Source organism: Priestia sp. ST2, from assembly GCF_055810735.1.
On record NZ_JBVVNT010000001.1, the window covers coordinates 780,894 to 805,050 of the forward strand.

The following is a 24,157-nucleotide window of genomic DNA, read 5'->3' on the forward strand; positions in this document are numbered from 1 at the left end:
TTATTTGTTTTATAAAAAGAAATTGAAGATTGTTCTATTTGAATAAATTAAGTTTAAGAAAGACTTATGTTATAATACGTGTAGCAAAAACGCACAACTAGATGTGGTATGGAGGAATAGTATGGCAGCGTATACGCCAATGATACAGCAATATTTGAGAATTAAGGCAGAGTATCAAGATGCCTTTTTATTTTTTAGATTAGGTGATTTTTATGAAATGTTCTTTGAAGATGCTACGACAGCTTCTCAAGAACTTGAAATAACATTAACAAGCCGAGACGGAGGAGGACAAGAGAGAATTCCGATGTGCGGGGTTCCGTATCACTCTGCTCCTACGTATATCGAGCGTTTAATTGAAAAGGGATTTAAAGTAGCTATTTGTGAGCAAGTAGAAGACCCTAAGCATGCAAAAGGTGTTGTAAAGCGGGAAGTGGTGCAGGTGATTTCACCCGGAACACTGATGAACGAACGCGGACTGCATGAAAAGGAAAATAACTATATTTGTTCTGTTACTGCGTTCGAGGATCAAACGTTTGGTCTTGCTCTTTCTGATTTGTCTACAGGAGAAAACAGCGTAACGCTTGTTAGTTCGTTTCACGATATAGTCTCAGAGATTTATGCAAAAGAAGCAAAAGAAGTCGTTGTAAGCTCTGAGTTTCCTGCTGACTTATTACAAACACTAAAAGAGCGCATGACGATTACCATTTCTTATGAGAATAGTACAGAGCAAGTAGAAGGACTAGATTATTTAGTCGAGTCGCTTCAGCAGCAAAAGCTTATTACAACATTTGCGCGTATTCTTCAGTATTTAACTCGCACGCAGAAGCGTTCGCTTGAACACTTACAGCCCGTGCAGTTTTATCAAATCAATGAATATATGAAAATTGATTTGTTCTCTAAGCGAAACTTAGAGTTAACCGAAACGATTCGTTCAAAAGGAAAGAAAGGCTCGCTTCTATGGTTATTAGACCAGACCGTTACAGCAATGGGCGGCCGTTTATTAAAAAATTGGATTGACCGTCCGCTTTTAAAACAAACGGATATTGATAATCGTTTGAATATGGTAGATGTCTTAATGAAACAGTTTTTTGAACGAGAAGAACTGCGTGAGTTGCTAAAAGACGTATATGATTTAGAACGCTTAGCTGGTCGAGTCGCTTTTGGTAATGTAAATGCTCGTGATTTAATTCAATTAAAAAAATCATTGCAAAATGTGCCTCATATCCAAGAGGTTGTGAATCGTTTGAATCATCCTTATGCGACAAAGCTTGTTGAAGACATTGATCCTTGTGAGCGATTAGCTAATCTTCTTGAAAGAGGATTAAAAGAGCACCCTCCTTTGTCAATTAAAGAAGGAGACATTATTAATGACGGCTATCATGCACAGCTTGATCAATACCGAGATGCAAGCCGAAACGGAAAAACGTGGATTGCGTCACTTGAACAGCAAGAGCGTGAGAAAACAGGGATTCGCTCACTGAAAATTGGTTATAATCGCGTGTTCGGCTATTATATAGAAGTAACTCGGGCAAATTTGCATCTTTTGCCTGAAGGGATGTATGAACGAAAACAGACGTTAACCAATGCAGAACGTTTTATTACGCCTGAGCTGAAAGAAAAAGAAGCGCTAATCTTAGAAGCGGAAGAGAAAATTGTAGAGCTGGAATATGAATTGTTTTTACAAATCCGTGAAGAAGTAAAAGCATATATTCCAAGGCTGCAAGAACTCGCTAAAAAAGTAAGTGAGCTTGACGTACTGCAGTGCTTTGCAAAAATCAGTGAAGAACGCCATTACACGAAGCCTATTTTTTCAAGTGAAGATATTTCGATTCAAAATGGACGCCATCCAGTGGTAGAAAAAGTAATGAATTCGCAGGAATACGTGCCAAACGACTGTCAAATGACGGATGATAGTTCAATTTTACTGATTACAGGACCCAATATGTCTGGTAAAAGTACGTACATGCGCCAGGTCGCTTTAACGGCGATACTAGCTCAAATTGGCTGTTTTGTGCCAGCAGACGAAGCGGTTCTGCCGATTTTTGATCAAGTATTTACACGTATCGGAGCAGCCGATGACTTAATTTCAGGTCAAAGTACGTTTATGGTCGAGATGCTAGAAACGAAAAATGCAGTGACAAATGCCACTCAGTCGAGTCTAATTCTATTAGATGAAATTGGACGCGGCACGTCTACGTATGACGGAATGGCTCTTGCTCAAGCAATTATTGAATACGTTCATGAACATATTGGCTGTAAGACCCTATTTTCTACTCATTATCATGAATTAACCGTACTCGATGAGTCGCTTCCTGCGCTTAAAAATGTTCATGTAAGCGCGGTTGAAAAAAATGGGAAAGTCGTCTTTTTACACAAAATCAAAGATGGTGCTGCAGACAAAAGTTATGGTATTCACGTAGCGGAACTAGCAGAACTTCCAGATCCGCTTCTAGAGCGAGCTCGCGTCATCTTACAAGATTTAGAACAATCTTCTGAGCGTGAGCCTGTACGTCAGGCTCTAAAAAGAGAAGAGATGACACAACAAGTTTCACAAGAAGGTGCTTCTTTGGTTCAAGAAGAACGTGCAGATAGTAAAAAAGCAGATGAAGCCAATCAGCTTTCGTTCTTTGAAATAGAAGAAAAAAAAGAAAAGCCTGCGCTTTCGAAACGGGAAAAAGCAATTATAGATCGTTTAAAAGAGCTGGATATTTTAGAAATGACGCCTTTAGACGCAATGAATGCGATGTATGAACTGCAAAAATCATTAAAGAAGAAATAGAGTGAGAGGAGTGAGTCTGTGGGTAAAATTGTGCAGCTTTCAGACGAACTTTCAAATAAAATTGCTGCCGGAGAGGTTGTTGAACGACCTGCTTCGGTGGTGAAAGAACTAGTCGAAAATGCTATTGATGCAAACAGTACAGTTATTGAAATTGAGCTAGAAGAAGCTGGGCTTTCAAAAATTCGTATATTGGATAATGGAGACGGCATTGCTTCTGAAGACTGCTTGACCGCTTTTAAAAGACATGCGACAAGTAAAATCAAAACAGAACAAGATTTATTTCGAATTCGAACGTTAGGATTTCGCGGTGAAGCTTTGCCAAGTATTGCTTCAGTTTCAATGCTTGAACTCAAAACGAGTACGGGAGAAGAAGCCGGCACTCACCTTAAACTTAGAGGCGGGGAAATCGTTCATCACGAATTAACGTCAAGCCGAAAAGGTACCGAACTTGTTATTGAAAACTTATTTTTCAACACACCTGCACGTTTGAAATATATGAAGACGGTAAACACGGAGCTTGGTAACGTAACGGATGTCGTCAATCGCCTTGCGATGTCTCATCCTGAAGTTTCAATTCGGCTGATGCATCAAGGAAGACAGCTTCTGTATACGAACGGAAGCGGAGATGTGCGCCAAGTGCTTGCCGCTATTTATGGAATGGCGGTAGCCAAAAAGATGATTCCGATTAACGTTCATTCACTTGATTATGAAGTGAATGGTTACGTCGCTCTTCCTGAAATTACAAGAGCTTCTCGCAACTATATGTCCACCATTATTAACGGTCGGTTTGTTAAAAACTACGGGCTGTTAAAAGCGGTACAGCAGGGCTATCATACCCTTTTACCTATCGGCCGTTTTCCAATCGTGTTTTTAACCATTACAATGGACCCTTTGTTAGTGGACGTGAATGTTCATCCAGCGAAACTAGAAGTGCGCTTAAGTAAAGAAGCGGAGCTGTTTGAGCTTATTGAACAAGGAGTGAAAGCTGCTTTTAAAAAGCAGCAGTTAATTCCGGATGCTGTAGTACCAACTAAGTCAAAATCTGCTGTTCAGCCAACTGAGCAGCAGACCTTTACATTTGATCATCAGTCTAAAACGTCTGGCTATCAGCCCTCTAATACGGTTCGCGAGCCTAGTTTTAAGGAGGCTCCTGCTCGTGTAGACGAGATTATGCCGCCTGTTAAAACAGAGGTCATACGTCAAGATGAAGAACTTGAACCAACGTTTCGAGAAATAGAACACTATGAAGAATCGGTGGAAGAAAACGCTCCAATTCCAGAACCGAACCATTCAGCCAAAGAGCAGCCAGAACCGCGTGTTCCTGCGATGTACCCAATTGGTCAAATGCACGGAACGTATATTTTGGCACAAAATGAAAAAGGATTATTTATTATTGATCAGCACGCGGCGCAGGAGAGAATTAAGTACGAATATTTTAAGCGAAAGCTTGGAGAAGTAGATTCAGAAGTTCAAGAACTGCTTATGCCGCTTACGCTAGAGTTCTCGGGAAATGAAGCCTTGATTTTAGAAGAATACAAAGACATGCTTGCTGAAGTAGGAGTCTTCTTAGAACCGTTTGGACAAAACTCCTATATAGTTCGTTCGCATCCGCAGTGGTTTCCAAAAGGAGAGGAACAGGAAGCCATTGAAGAAATGATTCAGCAAATCTTTACGATGAAACGAGTCAATATCGAAAAGTTACGAGAAGAAGCGGCTATTATGATGAGCTGCAAAGGATCGATTAAAGCGAATCATCATTTGCGAAACGATGAGATTTTTGCTTTACTTGAAACGTTGAGAAAAACTACGGATCCATTTACGTGTCCGCACGGACGACCAATTATTATTCATCATTCGACGTATGAAATGGAAAAAATGTTTAAGCGAGTGATGTAGGCAATGCGGCTAGCTGCAGCTAGCCGTTTTGTTGAATAAATCATGGCCATTTGGATAAAATGGAATGATGTGAATGCCTATAGATGAAAGTAGTGTTGTTATGACGGGAGAGAAACCAAAACTTATTGTCATTATTGGACCAACTGCGGTTGGTAAAACAAAATTGAGCATTGAACTTGCCAAACAGTTAGACGGAGAGATTATTTCAGGTGATTCCATGCAAATTTATAAAGGGATGGATATCGGAACTGCCAAAGTGTCAGAAGAAGAGATGCAGGGTATTCCCCATTACCTGATCGATATTAAGGAGCCAGATGAATCGTTTTCTGTGGCAGAATTTCAAGAGATTGTAAGAAAACAAATCGATGATATTCACGCTAGAGGAAAAATGCCGATGATTGTTGGAGGGACGGGTCTTTATATTCAATCCGTTATTTATGATTATCAGTTCACAGAAACTCCTAGTGATGAAAGAGTTCGTGAACGAATGGAAGTATTTATTAAAGCTCATGGCATTGATCCCCTGTATGAAAAGCTAAAAGAGATTGATCCAGACAGTGCAGCTGCTATCCATAAAAACAACCATCGCCGTGTAATCAGAGCGCTTGAAGTTTATGAAGTAACCGGCAAAAAATTCAGTGACTATACAAAAGAACAGTCGCAAGAGTTATTATATGACGTAAGCATTATTGGGCTTACAATGGATAGAGACGTATTATATGAGAGAATTAATCAACGAGTCGATATGATGATGCAGGCTGGACTGCTTGATGAAGTCAAATCATTGTACGAAAGTGGTCTGCATGATGTACAATCAATTCAAGCTATCGGCTACAAAGAGCTTTATGCTTATTTTGAAGGACGCTGCACGCTCGAAGAAGCCGTTGAACAGTTGAAACAAAATTCACGCAGATATGCAAAGCGTCAGTTAACGTGGTTTCGGAATAAAATGCCTGTAAAATGGATAGAGATGGAAGTTGACAAATTTCCCGAAAAGTTTGCTGAAATTTTTACATATATTGCAGGAAAGCTGAAGAAAGAAGCGAATTAAGTAAACAGATAGAGAAACGAGGAGGCCGAATAATGAAACAATCAGTTAATATTCAAGACCAATTTTTAAATCAATTACGTAAAGAAAATATCTATGTGACGGTATTTCTTTTAAATGGTTTTCAATTAAGAGGACTAATTAAAGGATTTGATAACTTTACTGTGTTAATTGAATCTGAAGGAAAACAGCAGCTGATTTATAAACATGCGATTTCGACATTTGTACCAAATAAAAATATTACAGTAGAACTTGAATAGAGACTAAAGAGAAGCATCCGCATATTCGGATGCTTTTTTTATGCAAATGAAGGCTTAAAAAAGTTTCTTAACATTGTTTTTACTCATCGAACATAAACCTTATAATAGACGATTATTTCTTCGGTAATAAGAGATCATTGTCTTCGTATCGTTCATCGCATTCAGCTATGCGATACAGAGAAGTGGGATGAAACGAGAGGTGAACATGGTGGAGCAGCCGATAACTCTTAAAAATAATGGGCAAATTAATATCATTTTAAATAATGAAACAAAAAAGGAAAAATCGTATACGACATCAATTCCGCGTCCTGCCAAAAAAGCTGTCATAAATCATGAGCCGCTTCGGGAAATTGAACGAGAAATGAGCGGACTGGTTGGAATGGAAGAATTGAAAAAAATGATAAAAGAAATATATGCGTGGTTATATATTAACAAAAAAAGAGAGGAACAGGGCTTAAAAGCGGGAAAGCAGGCGCTGCATATGATGTTTAAAGGAAATCCAGGAACAGGGAAAACGACGGTAGCCCGCCTGCTAGGTAAATTATTTTTGAATATGAACATCTTGTCTAAAGGACATTTAATTGAAGCAGAGCGGGCAGATTTAGTTGGAGAATACATTGGTCATACCGCTCAGAAAACGAGAGATCTTGTAAAAAAAGCGCTTGGAGGTATTTTATTTATTGATGAGGCTTATTCTCTTGCAAGAGGGGGAGAAAAAGATTTTGGAAAAGAAGCAATTGATACATTGGTCAAACATATGGAAGATTCAAATGATAAGTTTGTATTGATTTTAGCTGGTTATCCAAGAGAAATGGAAAATTTCTTAAGTCTTAATCCAGGGCTACGCTCTAGGTTTCCGTTTATTTTTGATTTTCCAGATTATGATGTAAATGAACTGATGGACATTGCCGGTCACATGATGAATGACAGGCAGTATCAGTTTAGTACAGAGGCCTATAAAAAGCTAAAAGATCATTTTATGGACGTGAAGTACAATCAGACGCCTAGGGATTTTAGTAACGGTCGATATGTGCGAAACATTATCGAACGTTCCATACGTACTCAATCCATGAGGCTTTTAGAAGAAGAAAGCTTTGAGCGCAACGAGCTTCTAACTTTAACGTCAAGCGATATTCAGCTGTAAAAAAAAGCCTTTCGTTACGAAAGGCTTTTTTTCTACATGTTTGGTTGTCGAATCGTTTTGATCGGCAGGCGCCATTTGTAAATATATGAACACATCCGAAGACCTACAAGTAAGATAAATAACGTATAAAGTTCTATAGGCGTATTTGTAATATGCAGCCCTACGCTAAATCCTGCGATAATCGCCCATACCGCATAAATTTCATCTTTAAGAACAGTAGGCTTTCGGCGTGCTAATAAATCTCGGATAATTCCCCCGCCGCTTCCTGTTAAGACCGCAGCTACAATAACCGCGCTAAGCGGATGGTTCATATGAGTGGCATAAAGCGCTCCTTGAATCGCGAATGCTGCAAGGCCAATGGCGTCCGAAAAGTTTCCCCATCGCTTCCAATGTTTTAAGATATTGTTTGGAAATAAAAAAGTGGCAGTGATAGATAATAAAGCAATCTGAAAAAAGAGTCCTTGTTCCCAAAGGGCAGACACCGGTACACCGATAAGCAGGTTTCGAATGGCTCCTCCGCCAAAAGCCGTTACGATTCCCAGTATGTAAACGCCTAAAATATCATACTCCTCTTCCATGGCAATGAAAGCTCCGCTGATTGCAAAGGCAATCGTTCCAATAATGCTAAGTACGTCCCAAGTCATGATGCTATCCCCTTTATTCTGTTTTCACCAAGTAGCGACTATTATTTTAAAATCAGGCAGCCTGATTCAAATTTCGATAAGTAAACCAACTCAAATTGTATACAGAATTTCGTGATATTTCAATGTTTTTTTAATCATCGTTTTATAGATTTTAAAAAGGGTGTTAAACTAGTAAAAGACAATGTATTCTGTCTCTTTTGCAAAGATGGAGAAATGGACATTTTTTTGATATGATATGAATGATTTGTCAATTTAATAGTAAGGGAAGGAAAAATCTTTGACAGCAGAAATGAATACTGAACTTGAACGCGTAATTTTAGTCGGATGTCAGCTTCATGACGATGACGAACGTTTTGAATATTCAATGGATGAGCTAGCATCTTTAACTGAGACTGCAAAAGGCGAAGTGCTGGTAAGGTTAACGCAAAAGCGCGATCGCATTCATCCAGCTACTTATATTGGAAAAGGGAAAGTAGAAGAACTTGTGGCTCTTGAAGAAGAGTTAGAGCCTGATTTAATTGTATTTAATGATGAATTGTCACCGAGTCAAATCCGCAATTTGTCAGCAGGGTTATCTGCGCGTGTTATTGACCGTACGCAGCTGATTTTGGATATCTTCGCACAGCGTGCTCAAACGCGAGAAGGAAAAATGCAGGTGGAACTTGCTCAATTAAATTATCTGCTACCTAGGTTAGTAGGACAAGGTACCGCTTTGTCGCGTCTTGGAGGCGGAATTGGAACAAGAGGTCCTGGTGAAACGAAACTTGAAAGTGACCGCAGACATATTCGCCGTAAAATTGATGAAATTAAGCGTCAGTTAAAGACAGTGGTAAGTCACCGCGAACGTTATCGAGAAAGACGTAAGCGTAATCATGTCTATCAAATTGCAATTGTGGGCTATACGAACGCTGGTAAATCGACGATCTTTAACCGTTTAACAGAGGCGGGTATTTTTGAAGAAAATCAGCTGTTTGCAACTCTTGATCCAACGACAAGACAGTATACGCTTCCGTCAGGACTAACGGCTCTGTTAACGGATACGGTTGGATTTATTCAAGATCTTCCAACAACGTTAGTAGCCGCGTTTCGTTCAACACTTGAAGAAGTAACCGAAGCTGACCTTGTTCTGCACGTGGTAGATTCATCTAATCCAGATTACAACAACCACGAAAAAACAGTGCATCGCTTACTAGAAGAGCTGAACGTAACGGACATTCCGATGCTGACAGTTTACAATAAAGAAGATATGCAGCATGAACTATTTGTCCCATCCGCTTCGACATCTTTATCAATGAGCGCTTTTAAAGCTACTGATTTAGTGAAGCTTGGAGAAAGAATTCAAGAAGAAATGAAAAAAGAAATGGCGTTTTTTCATGTGCTGCTGCCGGCTTATGAAGGAAAAATGCTCGCTGAACTCAAAACGGTCTCTATTCTTGAGTCGTTAAAATTCAATGAAGAAACTGAGAAGTATCAGTGCAAAGGGTATATTGCAAAAGAGCATCCCCTGTACAAAAAGCTACAAACGCTTGAAGAAAGTTGAGGAACAAAGAAATGATGTTTGATCAGTTAAAAAACGGGGCACGCATTCGGGAACTTGCTGCAAAAGTAGAAAAAAAAATTAAGCCTGTACATGAGAAAATTGACGAGCGTATTGAAGCAAATCAATTTCGGGTGCTGCAAAGCTTTCAGCAAAATCGAGTGAGTGATTCACATTTTAATCCGACAACGGGGTATGGATATGACGATCTAGGCCGCGATACGTTGGAGAAAGTATACGCGGACGTTTTTGGAACAGAAGCTTGTCTGGTGCGTCCGCAAATTATTTCAGGTACGCACGCAATTGGCATATCGCTGTTTGGTGTACTGCGTCCTGGAGATGAACTATTATATATAACTGGAAAGCCTTATGACACCCTTGAAGAAATTGTTGGTATACGAGGAAGCGGCGTAGGCTCTTTAAAAGAATATAATATTAGCTATAAATCAGTAGATTTAACAGCGCAAGGTCAAGTGGATTTTGAAGAAGTGAAAGCGTCTATTCATGAGCACACAAAGATGATAGGCATTCAGCGCTCAAAAGGTTACGGCATTCGCCCTTCTTTTACAGTCGCGCAAATAAAAGAAATGATTTCTTTTGTAAAGAGTATTAAGCCTGATGTTATAGTATTTGTCGATAACTGCTACGGTGAATTTGTAGAAACAATCGAGCCAACGCATGTAGGAGCAGATTTGATGGCGGGGTCGCTCATTAAGAACCCTGGTGGAGGTCTTGCTAAAATCGGCGGCTATATTGCAGGACGAAAAGACCTAGTGGAAGCTTGTTCATATCGAATGACAACTCCTGGAATCGGTGCAGAAGCTGGAGCGACGCTGTATAGCTTGCAAGAAATGTATCAAGGTTTCTTTTTGGCTCCGCACGTAGTCGGTCAAGCATTAAAAGGAGCGGTTTTCTCATCCGCTATGTTCGAAGAGCTAGGGATGCAAAGTGAACCGAAGTGGAACAGTGAACGAACGGATTTAATTCAATCCGTGCAGTTCGATGACCGCGATAAAATGGTTTCTTTTTGTCAGGCTATTCAATTTGCTTCGCCAATTAATTCACACGTAACGGCCTATCCTGCTTATATGCCAGGGTATGAAGATGATGTGATTATGGCAGCTGGAACGTTTATACAAGGAGCAAGCCTTGAGCTGACGGCAGATGGACCTATCAGGCCTCCTTATGTCGCTTACGTGCAAGGCGGGTTAACGTATGCTCACGTAAAAGTAGCAATATGCATGGCAGTAGATCAAATGCTGACGAAAGAACTTTTATAAAATATAAGATAGAAAGACTATTTTCTCCCCGCTAAGAAAGAAAAGATAGGCTTATAAAAATAAACGAAGTGCTATTTATTTGTATAGAAGAAATGTTCAGAAAAATTTATGTTAGAATTACTAACATTAGGTTGACAGGTGAACTAACATAGCATACAATGTAAATAGTTAATCCAAAGGAGGAACTGAAATGAGTGACAACATTCGAAGAAATACGCCACTTTTCCCAATTGGAATTGTGATGCAGTTAACTGAGTTGTCGGCTCGCCAAATTCGCTACTATGAAGAACATGAATTAGTTGCACCAGTAAGAACAGAGGGAAATCGACGATTATTCTCATTTAACGATGTTGATAAGCTGCTTGAAATCCGTGATCTTATTGAACAAGGTGTAAACTTAGCAGGTGTAAAGCAGCTGTTTCATCTTCAAAAGGAGCAAAAAGGGCATAAGCAAGAAGAAAAAGTTGTGGCAGCAACAGCAAAGCCAGAATTAACGGACGATGAATTGCGAAAAATGCTTCGTGCAGAACTTATGCAAGCAGGCCGTTTTAATCGAGCAACTTTAAATCAAGGAGATATGTCCAGGTTCTTTCATTAATAAAGTTATCAATATTTATGCCGTTCGTATATGAGGGGTATAGATTATAAATATTATATAGAGATTTAGGGGAGGATCACACGATGGCAAAGTACACAAAAGAAGATATTTTCCGCAAAGTTCAAGAAGAGAATGTAAAGTATATTCGTCTTCAGTTCACTGACATTTTAGGAACAATTAAAAACGTTGAAATTCCAGTAAGTCAATTAGAAAAAGCGTTAGACAACAAAATGATGTTTGACGGTTCTTCTATTGAAGGGTTTGTACGTATTGAAGAATCAGATATGTACCTATTCCCGGATATTGATACATTTGTTATTTTCCCTTGGACATCTGAAAAAGGTAAAGTAGCACGTTTTATTTGTGACATCTACAATGCAGATAGAACTCCGTTTGATGGCGATCCACGTAATAACTTAAAACGTGTGTTAAAAGAAATGGAAGAGTTAGGATTTACTGATTTTAACCTTGGACCTGAGCCAGAGTTCTTCTTATTCAAATTAGACGAAAAAGGCGAACCTACATTAGAATTAAATGATAAAGGTGGCTACTTCGACTTAGCGCCAACTGACCTTGGTGAAAACTGCCGTCGTGACATCGTATTAGAGCTTGAAGAAATGGGCTTTGAAATTGAAGCATCTCACCATGAGGTAGCTCCTGGACAACACGAGATTGACTTCAAATATGCTGCTGCATTAAAAGCTTGTGATGATATCCAAACGTTCAAACTTGTTGTAAAAACAATTGCACGTAAACATGGCTTACATGCTACATTTATGCCAAAACCATTATTTGGTGTGAATGGTTCAGGTATGCACTGTAACGTTTCATTATTTAAAGATGGTCAAAACGCATTTTATGATGAAAACGGTAATCTAGAGCTAAGTGATACTGCTCGTCAATTTATCGCAGGTATCATCAAGCACGCACACAGCTTTACAGCAGTAACAAATCCTACTGTAAACTCTTATAAGCGTCTAGTGCCTGGATATGAGGCTCCTTGTTACGTTGCATGGTCTGCTCGCAACCGTAGCCCATTAATCCGTATCCCAGCTTCTCGCGGCGTAGGAACTCGTGTTGAGGTACGTAGCGTAGACCCAGCTGCTAACCCATATTTAGCAATGGCTGTTCTATTAAAAGCTGGTTTAGATGGAATCAAGAACAACCTTGAAGCTCCAAAACCTATCGATCGTAATATCTATGTAATGACAAAAGAAGAGCGTATTGAAGAAGGTATCGTAGATTTACCTGCAACATTAGCTCAAGCTTTAGATAGCTTCCAATCAAACGAAGTTATGGTTTCTGCATTAGGTGAACACTTAGCAGAGCACTTCGTTGAAGCGAAAGAAATCGAATGGGATATGTTCCGTACACAAGTTCATCCTTGGGAACGTGACCAATACATGAGCCAATATTAATTCCTAAAAGTCCGAGAGATCGTTTATACGTTCTCTCGGACTTTTTTTGTTTTTCAAAATGAATAACATTGCGCATATTAAATATCGAACTAAGCTGTTCATAAAACAAGTATAGCTGCCTGTCGTACAATTTACAGGAGGCTTTTTTATGGTTTTGTTAGATACAGGAAAGAATTTGGTTATAAGAATTAAAAAGGATAAGCTTTTTGTCTCATTGAATCTATATGTAAAAGTATTGTATAACAGATAGAGAGATTGTTTATGTGTTCACTCTGCACTTCAGTATAACTTCAAAGAATTTTCAGCCAGTCGTAGTATCATTAGAAAATACTGTTGGAGAGGAATGGAATGAAAATGCAAGAAGGAAATTTTTTTAAAGGTTTAGTAATAGGCATATTAATCAGCATTCCAATTTGGATTATTCTCATTGTTATAGGCGTTCTGCTTTTTAAATAGGCCCGTTCTCATAATAGAATAGACAAAACTTTCCTTTTAGTGTATACTTCAAATGAAAATGATAATTATTATCATTTAATCAACGAATCAACACTCTGCATATAGCTGTCACTCCTTGAGAGCTATCCCTATTTAATATTCTGTCTACAACGCAGAATAAACCGCTGCCTTTGAGTAGCGGTTCTTTTTTTAGTAAATTTCTACTTAGTAGGCTAGTATACGTAGCACTTTTTGCCCCTATACATATGTTAACAATAAGGAGGGACAAGTAATATGAAAAAAATCTATCTAGATGCAGGACATGGTGGGGCAGATGCAGGAGCAGTTGGAGCGAACGGACTGTATGAAAAAAACTTAGTTTTAAAAATTCAACAATATTTAATAAGCTATTTAAATAGCACCTACAGTGACTTTACGATTAAAACCACTCGTACCACAGATACTTTTTTATCGTTATCTCAGCGCGCTTCTCAAGCTAATTCGTGGGGAGCAGATGTATTTATGTCTATTCACGTAAATGCCGGTGGAGGAACAGGATATGAAGATTATGTTTATAGAAGCGCTAGCAATGCCAGTAAAACGTTTCAATCAATTGTCCACGGCCAAGTACAGCCAACGCTGCTGTCGTATAATCATCCGAATCGCGGTCGAAAATCAGCCAATTATGCGGTGCTTCGCTTAACAAATATGCCCGCAGTACTAACTGAAATAGCCTTTATTGATAACCGCACCGATGCAGCACTTCTCCAAAACGAAGCTTTTTTAAAAAGCATGGGTGAATCGTATGCAAAAGGAATTGCCGTCTATTTGAATTTACCTCGTCGTGCAGTTCCAAACCCCAATCCAACACCAACTCCGAATCCATCACCTTCTGAACCAGGTACAAAAACGTATACGATCAAGCAAGGAGATACGCTTTACAGTATTGCACAGAAGTACAACATAACAGTACAAGCGCTTCAAGAAGCGAATACAGGGCTTTCTGATCCTTTAACACTACAGGTTGGAAAAACAATTGTTATTCCTTCAGGGACTTCACCAAACCCATCTCCAACACCGTCACCAACTCCACCTTCGGAACAATATCCACTTCCAAATGGAATTTTAAAACAAGGTGATTCTGGAGAAGCCGTGAAGCAGCTTCAAAAAGCATTAAACGCGGTGAATTTTAAAGTAGGTTCAGTAGACGGAATATATGGAGTTCAAACGAAAGATGCAGTCAGACGTTTTCAGCTTGTGTATCTTCCTTATGATGTGGATGGTATTTATGGTCCTCAAACGAAAAACAAGCTAGCAGCCGTTTTAAAAGCAAAAAGTTAAAGCAAAAAGGTCTTCTGTAAGCGGGCAGAAGACCTTTTGTTTTTCTGTTAAAAGCGCCTTAAGCACTATTTTATGGTTTGCGTAAAATAATGCTTTACAAACCATTTGTACGGGAGTATATTATCTAAGAACAAAGGATAGTTATGAAAGAAACATGTTATCGATCATACCATTTAACCGAAAATTATATTGACCTGTTATCGCTTAATTCGTCAGAAGTGGGGGACCCAAATTTGTGCATTGTCACTTGGGGTGAATCCTTTTTTAAAGGTAGGGCTACTCTCATAGCCCGAATCCGACAGCTAACCCCATAAGCGTTTTGGAGAGGAGGTTTAAGCTGTGTAAAAACGCTGAGAACCCTTAGTGTTTTTTTTGTGCGCTTTTTTAACATAAAAAGGTATTTTTAAGGGATAATATCACTTATTCGTGAACTTGTAACGGAGCTTAGCAACGACAGTAAATAGTAGCTAAGCAATCATCGGAGGGAAATTACGTGAACTATTCAGTTCTCAAACGATTATTGATTGGAAAGCCGCTTAAAACAAAAGAGTTAGGCGATCAAAAGCTTAGTAAGCTTAAAGCACTGGCTATTTTATCATCAGATGCCTTATCTTCAGTGGCTTATGGAACAGAACAAATTTTGATTGTACTTGCAACAGTCGGCGTTCTTGCCTATTGGTATTCGATTCCAATTGCGCTTGGGGTATTGGTTCTGCTCACGGCTTTAATTCTTTCATATCGCCAAATTATTTATGCGTATCCGCAAGGCGGAGGAGCTTATATTGTTTCGAAAACCAATTTAGGAGAAAATCCTGGACTTATCGCTGGAGGATCACTGTTGGTGGATTATATTTTAACAGTTGCTGTGAGCGTTTCAGCAGGAACCGATGCTTTAACTTCGGCTTTTCCAACGCTGCATCATTACAATGTAGTAATTGCGTGTTTGCTGGTGATTTTTATTACCGTCTTAAATTTACGTGGTGTAACAGAATCCGCTTCCGTATTAGCTTATCCGGTTTATTTATTTGTTATTGCTCTTATTTTGTTAATAGCGGTAGGCTTGTTTAAAATAGCGACAGGTCAAGTTTCACCTGAGCTTCATCCCTCTCTCGGTACAGTAGTGCCAGGTATTAGTTTGTTTTTATTATTAAAAGCTTTTTCGTCAGGCTGTTCAGCATTAACAGGTGTAGAAGCTATTTCAAATGCAGTGCCTAACTTTAAAGAGCCAGGTGCAAAAAATGCTGTTCATACATTAATGCTGATGGGCGGTATTTTAGCCGTTTTATTTTCTGGCATCACGTTTTTAGCTTATTGGCTTGGCATTTCTCCAAAAGCAGATGAAACGGTTGTATCACAAATTGCATCGAGTGTGTTTGGACGAAATGGATTTTATTATTTTATTCAAGGCACAACAGCTCTAATTCTAGTGCTAGCGGCGAATACGGGCTTTTCAGCTTTCCCTTTGCTAGCTGTCAACTTATCGTCTGATAAATACATGCCAAGAATGTTTCAAATTCGTGGCGATCGACTAGGCTATTCAAATGGAATTGTGACCCTTGGGATTGCTTCTATTGTCTTAATTGTAGCTTTTAAAGGAGCGACTGAACAATTAATTCCTCTTTATGCAGTCGGGGTGTTTATTCCATTTACGCTTTCTCAAACAGGCATGATTGTCAAATGGCTTAGAGAAAAGCCGGCCGGCTGGCAAGGGAAGCTAACCATTAACTTAATTGGTGCCCTCATTACCTTAACTGTGCTAATTATTTTGTTTACAACGAAGTTTTCACAAGTATGGTCCGTGCTCATTTTCTTACCGGTTATTGTCTATATTTTTCATCGCATTCATACGCATTATGAAGCGGTAGGAGAGCAGCTTCGCATTAAGCAAGGAGAAAAGATTGGAAAGCTTGAAGGAAGTGTGGTCATTGTTCCTGTAGCAGGAATGACAAAGGTAGTAGAAAATTCATTAAATTATGCAAGAACGATTGGCGATACCGTTATTGCAGTACATGTAGCCTTTGATCGAGAAAGCGAAAAGAGAATGGAAGAGAAGTGGGAGAAGTGGCAGCCTGATATTCGTATTGTTACGTTTCATTCTCAATACCGCAGCTTAGTGCGGCCGCTGTTTCGATTCATCGATATGGCTGAGGAAAAAGCCCGGGAAAATAATATGGCTATTACGGTCGTTATTCCGCAATTCATTACGAAAAAAAGCTGGCAAAATATCCTTCACAATCAGTCCAGTCTGCTGTTAAAAGCACATTTGCTTTACCGTAAAAATGTAATTGTTACAACTGTACCGTACCGTTTTAAAAAATAATGAAACATGACTAAAAACCTCCAACTTGTATGTTGGAGGTTTTTAATTTTTAAATTCACATACACTAACCGTAATCGAATCTCATCAAAGGCGCAAACGGAGGGATTGTATGAGTGAATTAATTAAATTGTTGCGAAAGGGAAATAAATCGGCCATCATGGCCGCTGTAGTTAATACCATTATCTCTATCATTAAAGGAATTGCTTTCGCTTTAACAGGGAATGTAGCAATGTTTGCTGAAACGATGCACAGCTTAGGAGATGCAGCTAATCAGTTTTTTGTCTTTATAGGTTCGGCATTAAGTAAAAAAGCCCCGACCAAAAGATTTCCAAATGGTTTCGGCCGATTGGTTAATCTCGTTCTATTAGGAGCGGTTCTTGTAGTAGGGATTATGGCGTTTGAAACGATTAAAGAAGGATATCACCACATTCTTCATCCCACGAAGTCTTCAGGCTTTATTTTAAATATTGCAGTACTTGGCATCTCGGTGTTACTTGAGATGTTTGTCCTATTTAAGGCGATGAAAGAAATTTTGCACGATGTCGGAATGGATACCGCAGAGGTCAATGTTTTTACGCAAAGCTTTGTTCATTTAAAGAAAGCAAAGCCGGCAACCAAGCTGGTCTTTATGGAAGATCTGGTAGCTACTGGAGGAGGCGTATTGGCGTTAATAGCCGTTTTCATTTCACGGTTTACACCTTTTCACCAAGCTGAAGGAATTGCTTCTATTTTGATTGGGCTTATGATGTTTTTTGTAGTAGGACGAGTATTTTTAGATAATGCTGCTGGAGCGCTAGGTGAAGCAGATAAAGAAATGGAAATAAAAATTGGCGCGATTGTCATGCAAGATGTACAAGTGCGTGATATTCAAACGTTAATGGTGATGAAAGAAGGAGAAGAGCTTCACGTTGAATTAAAAGTAGAAATTGATCCTTCTTTAACAGTGGCAGAAGCTGATGATATTAAAGATCGTCTGGAAAATCGTATTTTACAGGAAAAAGGAGTAACGGATGTCATTATTGAATTTGATGAAGATGATGGAATTCCGGACTGGGCGCCAAGTGATTTACAGCTTCAAAAAGAATAAAAAGAAGAGGTTAGGACAAAATTATTTTAATTGAAGAAGATCCGAACGATGAATCGAGGTTCTTGACGGAGAATCCAATTCGTTCGGATTTTTTCATTGGTATGGTGAACGTAGGTTTCGTGTTTTTAGTTGCTTTTAGAGGTTGATTGGAGGGCAAGACTCACTGCCCGCGGAAAGCGAAGTCTTGCACGGAAGTCAACAGCGGTGTAACAAGCAATCCCTACTAGCTTATTTATTCCATTTGTTCCCCTATAGATTCGCTTGATTTAGTTATGTCTCAATCTCTTCTTTTTTATCATGTGTTTTCTGATGCGAACAGCTTTTATGTTTTAAACCGATCTTTTAATAAATTCCATAGGGAACTCACTCCGAGACTAATGCTGATCAGAATTCCTGATAGAGCTACTATTAAAGCGATATATTCAAAGATAGAAAACTGCTTCATACTATCCCAATTGATGTTTCCCTTTAGTTTGCTAATAACTAAATTCATTCCGTAAATACCGGAAAGAACCGTGTAAATCGTTAAAATTAATAATAAGTAATTGTGACGCTTAGCTGCGATTTTCTCTTGGTTTTGGTACAAAGTACCAAGAGTTTCTTTGACTTCTTGATAAAGAGAATTGATATGGAAGATTTTTTTAAAGAGCTCAGAAAACTCTTGACCTTCTGTGCGAGAGCTAATTTCTAAAAATAAATATTTACCTGAGAACACGGTAATAGAGCGGATTAGTCGTTCAATGCCCTCTGAATTTTTATGAAACGTGAGCTGAGAATACTCATAAGATAGTTTTAGCAACACGATTTTATAGAAAAAATGTAAAAATAAATTATAGTAATGCTGGCCAAATAGATGATTCATCAAAAGCTGATCCGTTTTAGAGTCTGTCGATTTAGAAATACATGAAAACACATGGTCTGTTATGACGTAATAGGTTTCAGGAGCCCATCTGGAATACACGTGTTTAGTATTATACGTTTTAATATACTCATGATTGTGTGCAGAAATAAACGCTTTCCCGTCAGGCATATAGCTATTTAGCTGTCCAGTACGAAATAAAGTTGTGGAATTAATCTCTTGCTCTTGATTTACCGTTACATAACTTAACACAAACATCCGTTCATCGATAAAATAAGGAAGGCTCCCCACATGCTGTTCACGTGTGGCTTCTTTCTTGATGTGTTCGTTCAAAAATGGCGCGAGCTGTGAAAAAATATAATCTTGTACTTTGCTATAGCGGTGGTGTTCATAGGTAATGGTGGATCCATGCTCTTCAGCAAGCTTCGGTTCTAATACACGAAAATGATTCATGAACTCTAAAATATCATCATAGGTGTAATGATTATGGCTCATCTCAGTGCGAATGGTCATGACGCCAATTTCAAAAGGACATAAAAAAACATCCACAGACAGCACGTTGCTAGACACGGTGGTGGAGGAAGTGTGTAACGTAATGGCATGGTCTATTTTTTTTGAAAATCGAAGCAACCCTTCTTTTTCGCACGAGTCAGGGAATAGAATGCATTCAATGTAAGGAAGAAAATATTGATCCAGGCTATCATGAGATACGTAATATTGTTCTCCGTAGTATTCTTTTTCTAAATGTTTGTTTTGAATGGAGAAAAACTCGAACAAATTTGCTTTCAGCGCATGAACAAGCTGCTCTTTATTTTTTCGGTCAAAGGAAAAAGGAAAAAGAAACATGTTCATTGCTTTGGCAGGTACAATGGTTTGAAATGGTTCTGTTTTCCTTGGTGTATTGGTCATAAACTACATCCTTCTTATGGTCGGTTGTATTTCCTTGTAAGAGTCGAGGAAATGCAGGTAGAAAGTAAAAGGTAAAACAAGCTTTATAAAAACCGTTCTACCCGCCTGCAATGATTCAACGTATCATTTATAATATGCCAATTTTTTTAGAAAACAAACGTAAAAAAAACCAACTAACATCATCATTAGTTGGTTTTACATACAGTGTCTGATTAGTGAATCGTGCGATATACACCAGTTACTTTTCCTAAAATCGTTACGTGGCGAAGAATAATAGGCGCCATCGTTGAATTTTCAGGCTGTAAACGAACGAAATTTTCTTCTTTAAAGAAACGTTTTACCGTTGCTTCGTTGTCTTCGGTCATAGCGACCACAATATCTCCATTATTAGCTGTTTGCTGCTGACGTACGATTACCATATCGCCATCTAGAATACCTGCTTCAATCATACTTTCTCCCATAATTTCAAGCATAAATACATGATCATCTGGAGAAACGAATTTATCTGGAAGAGGGAAATATTCTTCCACATTTTCAACAGCTGTTATAGGCAGACCCGCTGTTACTTTACCGATAACAGGAACATTAATGACATTGCTTTTAGGGATGTTTACTTCGTCTAGTTGAAGAACTTCGATTGCTCTTGGTTTTGTCGGATCTCTGCGAATTAACCCTTTGCTTTCTAAACGAGCTAAATGCCCGTGTACAGTGGAGCTAGAGGCTAATCCTACCGCTTCCCCAATCTCACGAACAGAAGGCGGATAACCTTTTAATTTTACTTCATGCTTAATAAAATCTAGTATGTCTTGTTGACGTTTTGATAGCTTCATATTTTTCACCTCGATTTTAGCTATTCTTTAGGTGAATTATACCACGTGATGTGTCAATATACAAACATAAGTTCGAAGAATTCCATTGACAGAAACAAATGTTCTCAATAAAATAAGAACATATATTCTGACAGGGGGATCATAATATGCAACAATTCTTACATTCTATGAAACATTACGCTATTTTTTTTGCAGTTATCGCTGCACTTACATATGTATTGACGCTGGTTTTAGGAGCGGATAAAGTAGATTTAGACAAATATTCAACGGTTACTATTACAAAAGGAGATACGCTTTGGGAATTGTCCAACAAGTATCATAATCACCATCATTTGACCACCAATGAATTTGTCAAATGGGTTGAAGACGTCAATGATTTAAACTCAGACACTGCCCAGTCTTTATCTCCTGGAGATAAATTATATATTCCTGTTTTAAAAAAAGAGTTACATAATCAAGTGGCAATTGAACAGTAGTGTGTAACGGCCGTTCCTGAATATTGTTAGAAGCCGAAAAGGTCGTGATAAAAGTGGATGCCATTATTTATTGCCGTGTCAGTACGGATAAAAAAACCCAAGAAACATCTTTACAGCGCCAGCAAGAAGAATTAAAAAAGCTTGCTGCTCTTCACCATCTAGACGTAAAAAAAGTCGTAATGGAAAAAGCGAGCGGATATGAAGTAGACAGAGAGGGTATTTTGGATGTTCTTCATACAATGAAAGAAGAAAAAATATCTGTGTTGCTTATTCAAGATGAAACACGATTAGGCAGAGGAAATGCTCGAATTGCGCTGCTTCATGCTTTTCATAAAGAAAATGCTACCATCTATACGATTAGTCATCAAGGCCAGCTTCAGCTTTCAGAATCTGATTCAATGGTGTTAGATATTATTAGCTTAGTGGAAGAGCATCAGCGGAAATTACATAATGCTAAAATTAAAAGAGGAATGAAAAGAGCTGTAGAAAACGGTTATCGTCCGCAGCAAAATTTAAAAAATCAAGGAGTTAACTCGGGAAGAGAAAAAAAAGAAGCGCCAATTGAAGAAATTGTCCGTCTTCGTCATAACGGCTTAACCTTTGCTGAAATTTCAGTTACGCTAAAAGGTTTTGGCTATAATATTTCAAAAGCGACGGTACATCGCCGCTATCAAGAATACCAAGAGAATGCTCAATCTCTTGATAAAACGAAAGAGATTTAGTAAGATGACTACATGTTGCCGGAACGGTTCGGTAATTTTAATTATTGATTATAAGGAGATAGGTTTTATATGCTATCAAAAGATAAACTTGCTCGTATTAATGCTCTTTCAAAAAAGGCAAAGGCTGAAGGTCTGACAGAATCTGAAGCGAAAGAACAGCAAGAGCTACGTCAGGAATATTTAAAAGTTTTCCGACAATCTATGACAAATCACCTTCATACGATTAAAGTTGTGGACGAAGAAGGTAAAGATGTTACGCCTAAGAAGTTAAAAGAGAGTAAAAAGAAGCGTCTTCACTAAGACGTTCTAGTAAAACTAGAGGGAGTGTTCCTTCTAGTTTTTTGTATATTTTTAATAAGGCACACAAAAACTGTAAAAGTGGAAAATTTTTTGGTTCAAGTATTGTACAAATAAGCAAATCATTAGTATGATAACATATGTACATAGTTTTGAAAGGAATGAAGAGTATGACACAACGTATTGAAGATCTTTCGATTGCAACAATTCGTACTTTATCAATCGATGCGATTGAAAAAGCAAATTCAGGTCACCCAGGTATGCCAATGGGAGCTGCTCCAATGGCATATACATTGTGGACAAAATTTATGAACATCAATCCAAAGAATCCAAACTGGTTCAACCGTGACCGCTTTGTATTATCAGCAGGACACGGATCGGCACTATTATACAGCTTGCTTCATTTAGCTGGATATGACTTATCAATTGAAGACCTTAAAAACTTCCGTCAATGGGGAAGTAAAACACCAGGTCATCCAGAGTTCGGTCATACAGCAGGTGTTGATGCAACAACTGGTCCACTAGGACAAGGTATTGCAATGGCTGTTGGTAAAGCAATGGCAGAACGTCATTTAGCTGAAACATACAACAAAGAAGGTTTAGAAATTGTAGACCACTTTACGTATGGTATTTGTGGTGACGGAGACTTAATGGAAGGTGTATCTGCTGAAGCAGCTTCATTAGCAGCACACTTAAAATTAGGACGTTTAGTTGTTTTATACGATTCAAATGATATTTCTTTAGACGGAGATTTAGATCGCTCGTTCTCTGAGAACGTAGAAGATCGTTTCAAAGCTTACGGATGGCAAGTAATCCGCGTTGAAGACGGCAATGACTTGACAGCGATTGCAAACGCAATTGAAGAAGCAAAAGGCGATTTAACACGCCCGACGCTAATTGAAGTAAAAACAACAATCGGATTTGGTTCTCCAAACCACGCGGGTACTTCTGGCGTGCACGGTTCTCCATTAGGTTCCGATGAAACAAAATTAACAAAAGAAGCTTATGCATGGACATTTGAAGAAGATTTCTATGTGCCAGAAGAAGTGTATGCTCACTTCAAAGCTACAATTGCTGAAGATGGCCAAAAGAAAGAAAACGAATGGAACGATGTATTTGCACAGTATAAAGAAAAATACCCTGAACTAGGTCGTCAATTTGAACTGGCAGTAGAAGGAAAGTTACCGGAAGGCTGGGAAGAAACGCTTCCAGCATACGAAACGGGTTCAAGCCTAGCTAGCCGTGCTTCTTCTGGAGAAGTATTAAACGCAGTAGCACAAGCTGTACCTCAATTCTTCGGCGGTTCAGCTGACTTAGCTGGCTCAAATAAAACAATGATTAAAGGTTCAGAAGACTTCACTGCAGCTGATTACAGCGGACGTAATATCTGGTTCGGTGTACGTGAATTTGCAATGGGAGCTGCATTAAACGGTATGGCTCTACACGGCGGTGTAAAAGTATTCGGAGGAACATTCTTTGTATTCTCTGATTATCTTCGCCCAGCAATTCGCTTAGCAGCTTTAATGAAGCTTCCTGTAACATATGTATTCACACATGACAGTATCGCAGTTGGAGAAGACGGCCCAACACATGAGCCAATTGAACAATTGCCATCACTTCGTGCAATGCCAGGTCTTTCAGTGGTTCGTCCTGCAGATGCAAATGAAACAGCTGCTGCATGGCGCTTAGCATTAGAGTCAACTGACCGCCCAACGGCGCTTGTATTGACTCGTCAAAACTTGCCAACGCTTGAAGGTACAAAAGAAAATGCATACGAAGGCGTGTCTAAAGGTGCATATGTTGTATCTAAAGCTGGTAAAGACCAAGCGGATGCGTTAATACTTGCAACAGGCTCTGAAGTAAGCCTAGCAGTAGAAGCACAAAAAGCATTAGCTGCAGAAGGCATTGATGTATCTGTAGTAAGTATGCCTGCGTGGGATCGTTTCGAAGAGCAATCTGCTGAGTACAAAGAAAGTGTTATCCCTAAATCAGTGAAAAAGCGTTTAGGTATTGAAATGGCTTCTACACTTGGCTGGGAACGCTATGTTGGAGACGAAGGACAAGTTCTTGGTATTAATCACTTCGGTGCATCTGCTCCTGGTGAAACAATCATGAAAGAATTTGGTTTTACAGTTGAAAATGTAGTAGCAAAAGTGAAAAGCTTGCTTAATGCATAATTCTTTTTCATAAGAAAGAGCAGACTCCTGTGGTCTGCTCTTTTTTTCGACAAAAAAACAAAGGAATTTTTTCATCGATAGACAAGCATTGCGTACACCA

General features: G+C 38.8%; 19 protein-coding genes and 1 riboswitch. Of the genes, 16 read left to right on the plus strand and 3 right to left on the minus strand.

Going from position 1 to position 24,157, the window contains the following annotated elements:
* Positions 1 to 121: 121 nt before the first annotated feature.
* From mutS to spoVK, 5 genes are all read left to right on the plus strand, one after another.
* Positions 122 to 2,779 (plus strand): DNA mismatch repair protein MutS, encoded by a 2,658-nt coding sequence (mutS, locus tag AC0KUU_RS03980; protein WP_322552390.1) that lies wholly within the window; start codon positions 122 to 124, stop codon positions 2,777 to 2,779.
* A gap of 18 nt (positions 2,780 to 2,797) precedes the next feature.
* Entirely contained in the window at positions 2,798 to 4,675 is a 1,878-nt protein-coding gene (gene mutL, locus AC0KUU_RS03985; RefSeq protein WP_322552389.1) for a DNA mismatch repair endonuclease MutL, read from the plus strand.
* A gap of 100 nt (positions 4,676 to 4,775) precedes the next feature.
* A complete protein-coding gene (gene miaA, locus AC0KUU_RS03990; RefSeq protein ID WP_043976720.1) occupies positions 4,776 to 5,726 on the plus strand; it encodes a tRNA (adenosine(37)-N6)-dimethylallyltransferase MiaA in 951 nt (316 codons plus the stop codon).
* A gap of 32 nt (positions 5,727 to 5,758) precedes the next feature.
* Positions 5,759 to 5,983, plus strand: a complete 225-nt coding sequence (hfq, locus tag AC0KUU_RS03995) for an RNA chaperone Hfq (protein WP_013058791.1) — start codon at positions 5,759 to 5,761, stop codon at positions 5,981 to 5,983.
* A 187-nt stretch (positions 5,984 to 6,170) separates the two neighbouring features.
* A complete protein-coding gene (spoVK, locus tag AC0KUU_RS04000; protein WP_016765353.1) occupies positions 6,171 to 7,127 on the plus strand; it encodes a stage V sporulation protein K in 957 nt (318 codons plus the stop codon).
* Between the two features lie 32 nt (positions 7,128 to 7,159).
* On the opposite strand, the gene AC0KUU_RS04005 is transcribed toward spoVK, so the two are convergent.
* Positions 7,160 to 7,771: a trimeric intracellular cation channel family protein gene (locus tag AC0KUU_RS04005; RefSeq protein WP_013084735.1), complete on the minus strand. Its 612-nt coding sequence runs from the start codon at positions 7,769 to 7,771 to the stop codon at positions 7,160 to 7,162.
* A 277-nt stretch (positions 7,772 to 8,048) separates the two neighbouring features.
* On the opposite strand from AC0KUU_RS04005, the gene hflX reads away from it, so the two are divergent.
* The 7 genes from hflX (at position 8,049) to AC0KUU_RS04040 (ending at position 17,787) form a co-directional block, all read left to right on the plus strand.
* A complete protein-coding gene (gene hflX, locus AC0KUU_RS04010) occupies positions 8,049 to 9,311 on the plus strand; it encodes a GTPase HflX (RefSeq protein ID WP_016765352.1) in 1,263 nt (420 codons plus the stop codon).
* A 14-nt stretch (positions 9,312 to 9,325) separates the two neighbouring features.
* Positions 9,326 to 10,588: a methionine gamma-lyase family protein gene (locus AC0KUU_RS04015; RefSeq protein ID WP_043976562.1), complete on the plus strand. Its 1,263-nt coding sequence runs from the start codon at positions 9,326 to 9,328 to the stop codon at positions 10,586 to 10,588.
* A 190-nt stretch (positions 10,589 to 10,778) separates the two neighbouring features.
* On the plus strand, positions 10,779 to 11,186 hold the full coding sequence (locus tag AC0KUU_RS04020) for a MerR family transcriptional regulator (protein WP_013058786.1): 408 nt from the start codon (positions 10,779 to 10,781) through the stop codon (positions 11,184 to 11,186).
* Positions 11,187 to 11,269: 83 nt separating this feature from the next.
* The gene (gene glnA / locus AC0KUU_RS04025; protein WP_013058785.1) at positions 11,270 to 12,604 is read left to right on the plus strand and encodes a type I glutamate--ammonia ligase; all 1,335 of its coding nucleotides are present in this window, start codon (positions 11,270 to 11,272) and stop codon (positions 12,602 to 12,604) included.
* Between the two features lie 729 nt (positions 12,605 to 13,333).
* On the plus strand, positions 13,334 to 14,380 hold the full coding sequence (locus tag AC0KUU_RS04030) for an N-acetylmuramoyl-L-alanine amidase (RefSeq protein WP_043976565.1): 1,047 nt from the start codon (positions 13,334 to 13,336) through the stop codon (positions 14,378 to 14,380).
* Positions 14,381 to 14,571: 191 nt separating this feature from the next.
* Positions 14,572 to 14,712, plus strand: a riboswitch (cyclic di-AMP (ydaO/yuaA leader).
* Positions 14,713 to 14,873: 161 nt separating this feature from the next.
* A complete protein-coding gene (locus AC0KUU_RS04035) occupies positions 14,874 to 16,700 on the plus strand; it encodes an APC family permease (protein ID WP_013084729.1) in 1,827 nt (608 codons plus the stop codon).
* 109 nt (positions 16,701 to 16,809) lie between these two features.
* Complete coding sequence (locus tag AC0KUU_RS04040) at positions 16,810 to 17,787, plus strand: cation diffusion facilitator family transporter (RefSeq protein ID WP_322552388.1); 978 nt, start codon at positions 16,810 to 16,812, stop codon at positions 17,785 to 17,787.
* 322 nt (positions 17,788 to 18,109) lie between these two features.
* Here AC0KUU_RS04040 and AC0KUU_RS04045 read toward each other — a convergent pair whose 3' ends face one another.
* Positions 18,110 to 19,555, minus strand: coding sequence for a magnesium transporter CorA family protein (locus AC0KUU_RS04045; RefSeq protein WP_322552387.1), 1,446 nt, complete (start codon positions 19,553 to 19,555; stop codon positions 18,110 to 18,112).
* A gap of 212 nt (positions 19,556 to 19,767) precedes the next feature.
* Positions 19,768 to 20,385 (minus strand): transcriptional repressor LexA, encoded by a 618-nt coding sequence (gene lexA / locus AC0KUU_RS04050; protein WP_013058778.1) that lies wholly within the window; start codon positions 20,383 to 20,385, stop codon positions 19,768 to 19,770.
* A 146-nt stretch (positions 20,386 to 20,531) separates the two neighbouring features.
* Here lexA and yneA point away from each other — a divergent pair, with 146 nt between their 5' ends.
* The 4 genes from yneA (at position 20,532) to tkt (ending at position 24,057) form a co-directional block, all read left to right on the plus strand.
* Positions 20,532 to 20,861, plus strand: coding sequence for a cell division suppressor protein YneA (gene yneA, locus AC0KUU_RS04055; protein WP_013084723.1), 330 nt, complete (start codon positions 20,532 to 20,534; stop codon positions 20,859 to 20,861).
* Positions 20,862 to 20,914: 53 nt separating this feature from the next.
* Positions 20,915 to 21,583 carry a YneB family resolvase-like protein gene (locus tag AC0KUU_RS04060; RefSeq protein WP_043976570.1) on the plus strand — a complete coding sequence of 223 codons (669 nt, stop codon included), beginning with the start codon at positions 20,915 to 20,917 and terminating at the stop codon, positions 21,581 to 21,583.
* Between the two features lie 69 nt (positions 21,584 to 21,652).
* On the plus strand, positions 21,653 to 21,883 hold the full coding sequence (locus tag AC0KUU_RS04065) for a DUF896 domain-containing protein (RefSeq protein WP_013058775.1): 231 nt from the start codon (positions 21,653 to 21,655) through the stop codon (positions 21,881 to 21,883).
* A gap of 167 nt (positions 21,884 to 22,050) precedes the next feature.
* Positions 22,051 to 24,057, plus strand: a complete 2,007-nt coding sequence (tkt, locus tag AC0KUU_RS04070; RefSeq protein ID WP_013058774.1) for a transketolase — start codon at positions 22,051 to 22,053, stop codon at positions 24,055 to 24,057.
* Positions 24,058 to 24,157: the final 100 nt, after the last annotated feature.

Coding starts and splice junctions, on each gene's coding strand:
- AC0KUU_RS04020 (WP_013058786.1), top strand. CDS start 10,779: ATGAGTGACAACATTCGAAGAAATACGCCACTTTTCCCAATTGGAATT.
- AC0KUU_RS04005 (WP_013084735.1), bottom strand. CDS start 7,771: ATGACTTGGGACGTACTTAGCATTATTGGAACGATTGCCTTTGCAATC.
- AC0KUU_RS04015 (WP_043976562.1), top strand. CDS start 9,326: ATGTTTGATCAGTTAAAAAACGGGGCACGCATTCGGGAACTTGCTGCA.
- hfq (WP_013058791.1), top strand. CDS start 5,759: ATGAAACAATCAGTTAATATTCAAGACCAATTTTTAAATCAATTACGT.
- AC0KUU_RS04045 (WP_322552387.1), bottom strand. CDS start 19,555: ATGACCAATACACCAAGGAAAACAGAACCATTTCAAACCATTGTACCT.
- glnA (WP_013058785.1), top strand. CDS start 11,270: ATGGCAAAGTACACAAAAGAAGATATTTTCCGCAAAGTTCAAGAAGAG.
- spoVK (WP_016765353.1), top strand. CDS start 6,171: ATGAAACGAGAGGTGAACATGGTGGAGCAGCCGATAACTCTTAAAAAT.
- yneA (WP_013084723.1), top strand. CDS start 20,532: ATGCAACAATTCTTACATTCTATGAAACATTACGCTATTTTTTTTGCA.
- miaA (WP_043976720.1), top strand. CDS start 4,776: ATGACGGGAGAGAAACCAAAACTTATTGTCATTATTGGACCAACTGCG.
- AC0KUU_RS04040 (WP_322552388.1), top strand. CDS start 16,810: ATGAGTGAATTAATTAAATTGTTGCGAAAGGGAAATAAATCGGCCATC.
- tkt (WP_013058774.1), top strand. CDS start 22,051: ATGACACAACGTATTGAAGATCTTTCGATTGCAACAATTCGTACTTTA.
- AC0KUU_RS04065 (WP_013058775.1), top strand. CDS start 21,653: ATGCTATCAAAAGATAAACTTGCTCGTATTAATGCTCTTTCAAAAAAG.
- mutS (WP_322552390.1), top strand. CDS start 122: ATGGCAGCGTATACGCCAATGATACAGCAATATTTGAGAATTAAGGCA.
- AC0KUU_RS04030 (WP_043976565.1), top strand. CDS start 13,334: ATGAAAAAAATCTATCTAGATGCAGGACATGGTGGGGCAGATGCAGGA.
- lexA (WP_013058778.1), bottom strand. CDS start 20,385: ATGAAGCTATCAAAACGTCAACAAGACATACTAGATTTTATTAAGCAT.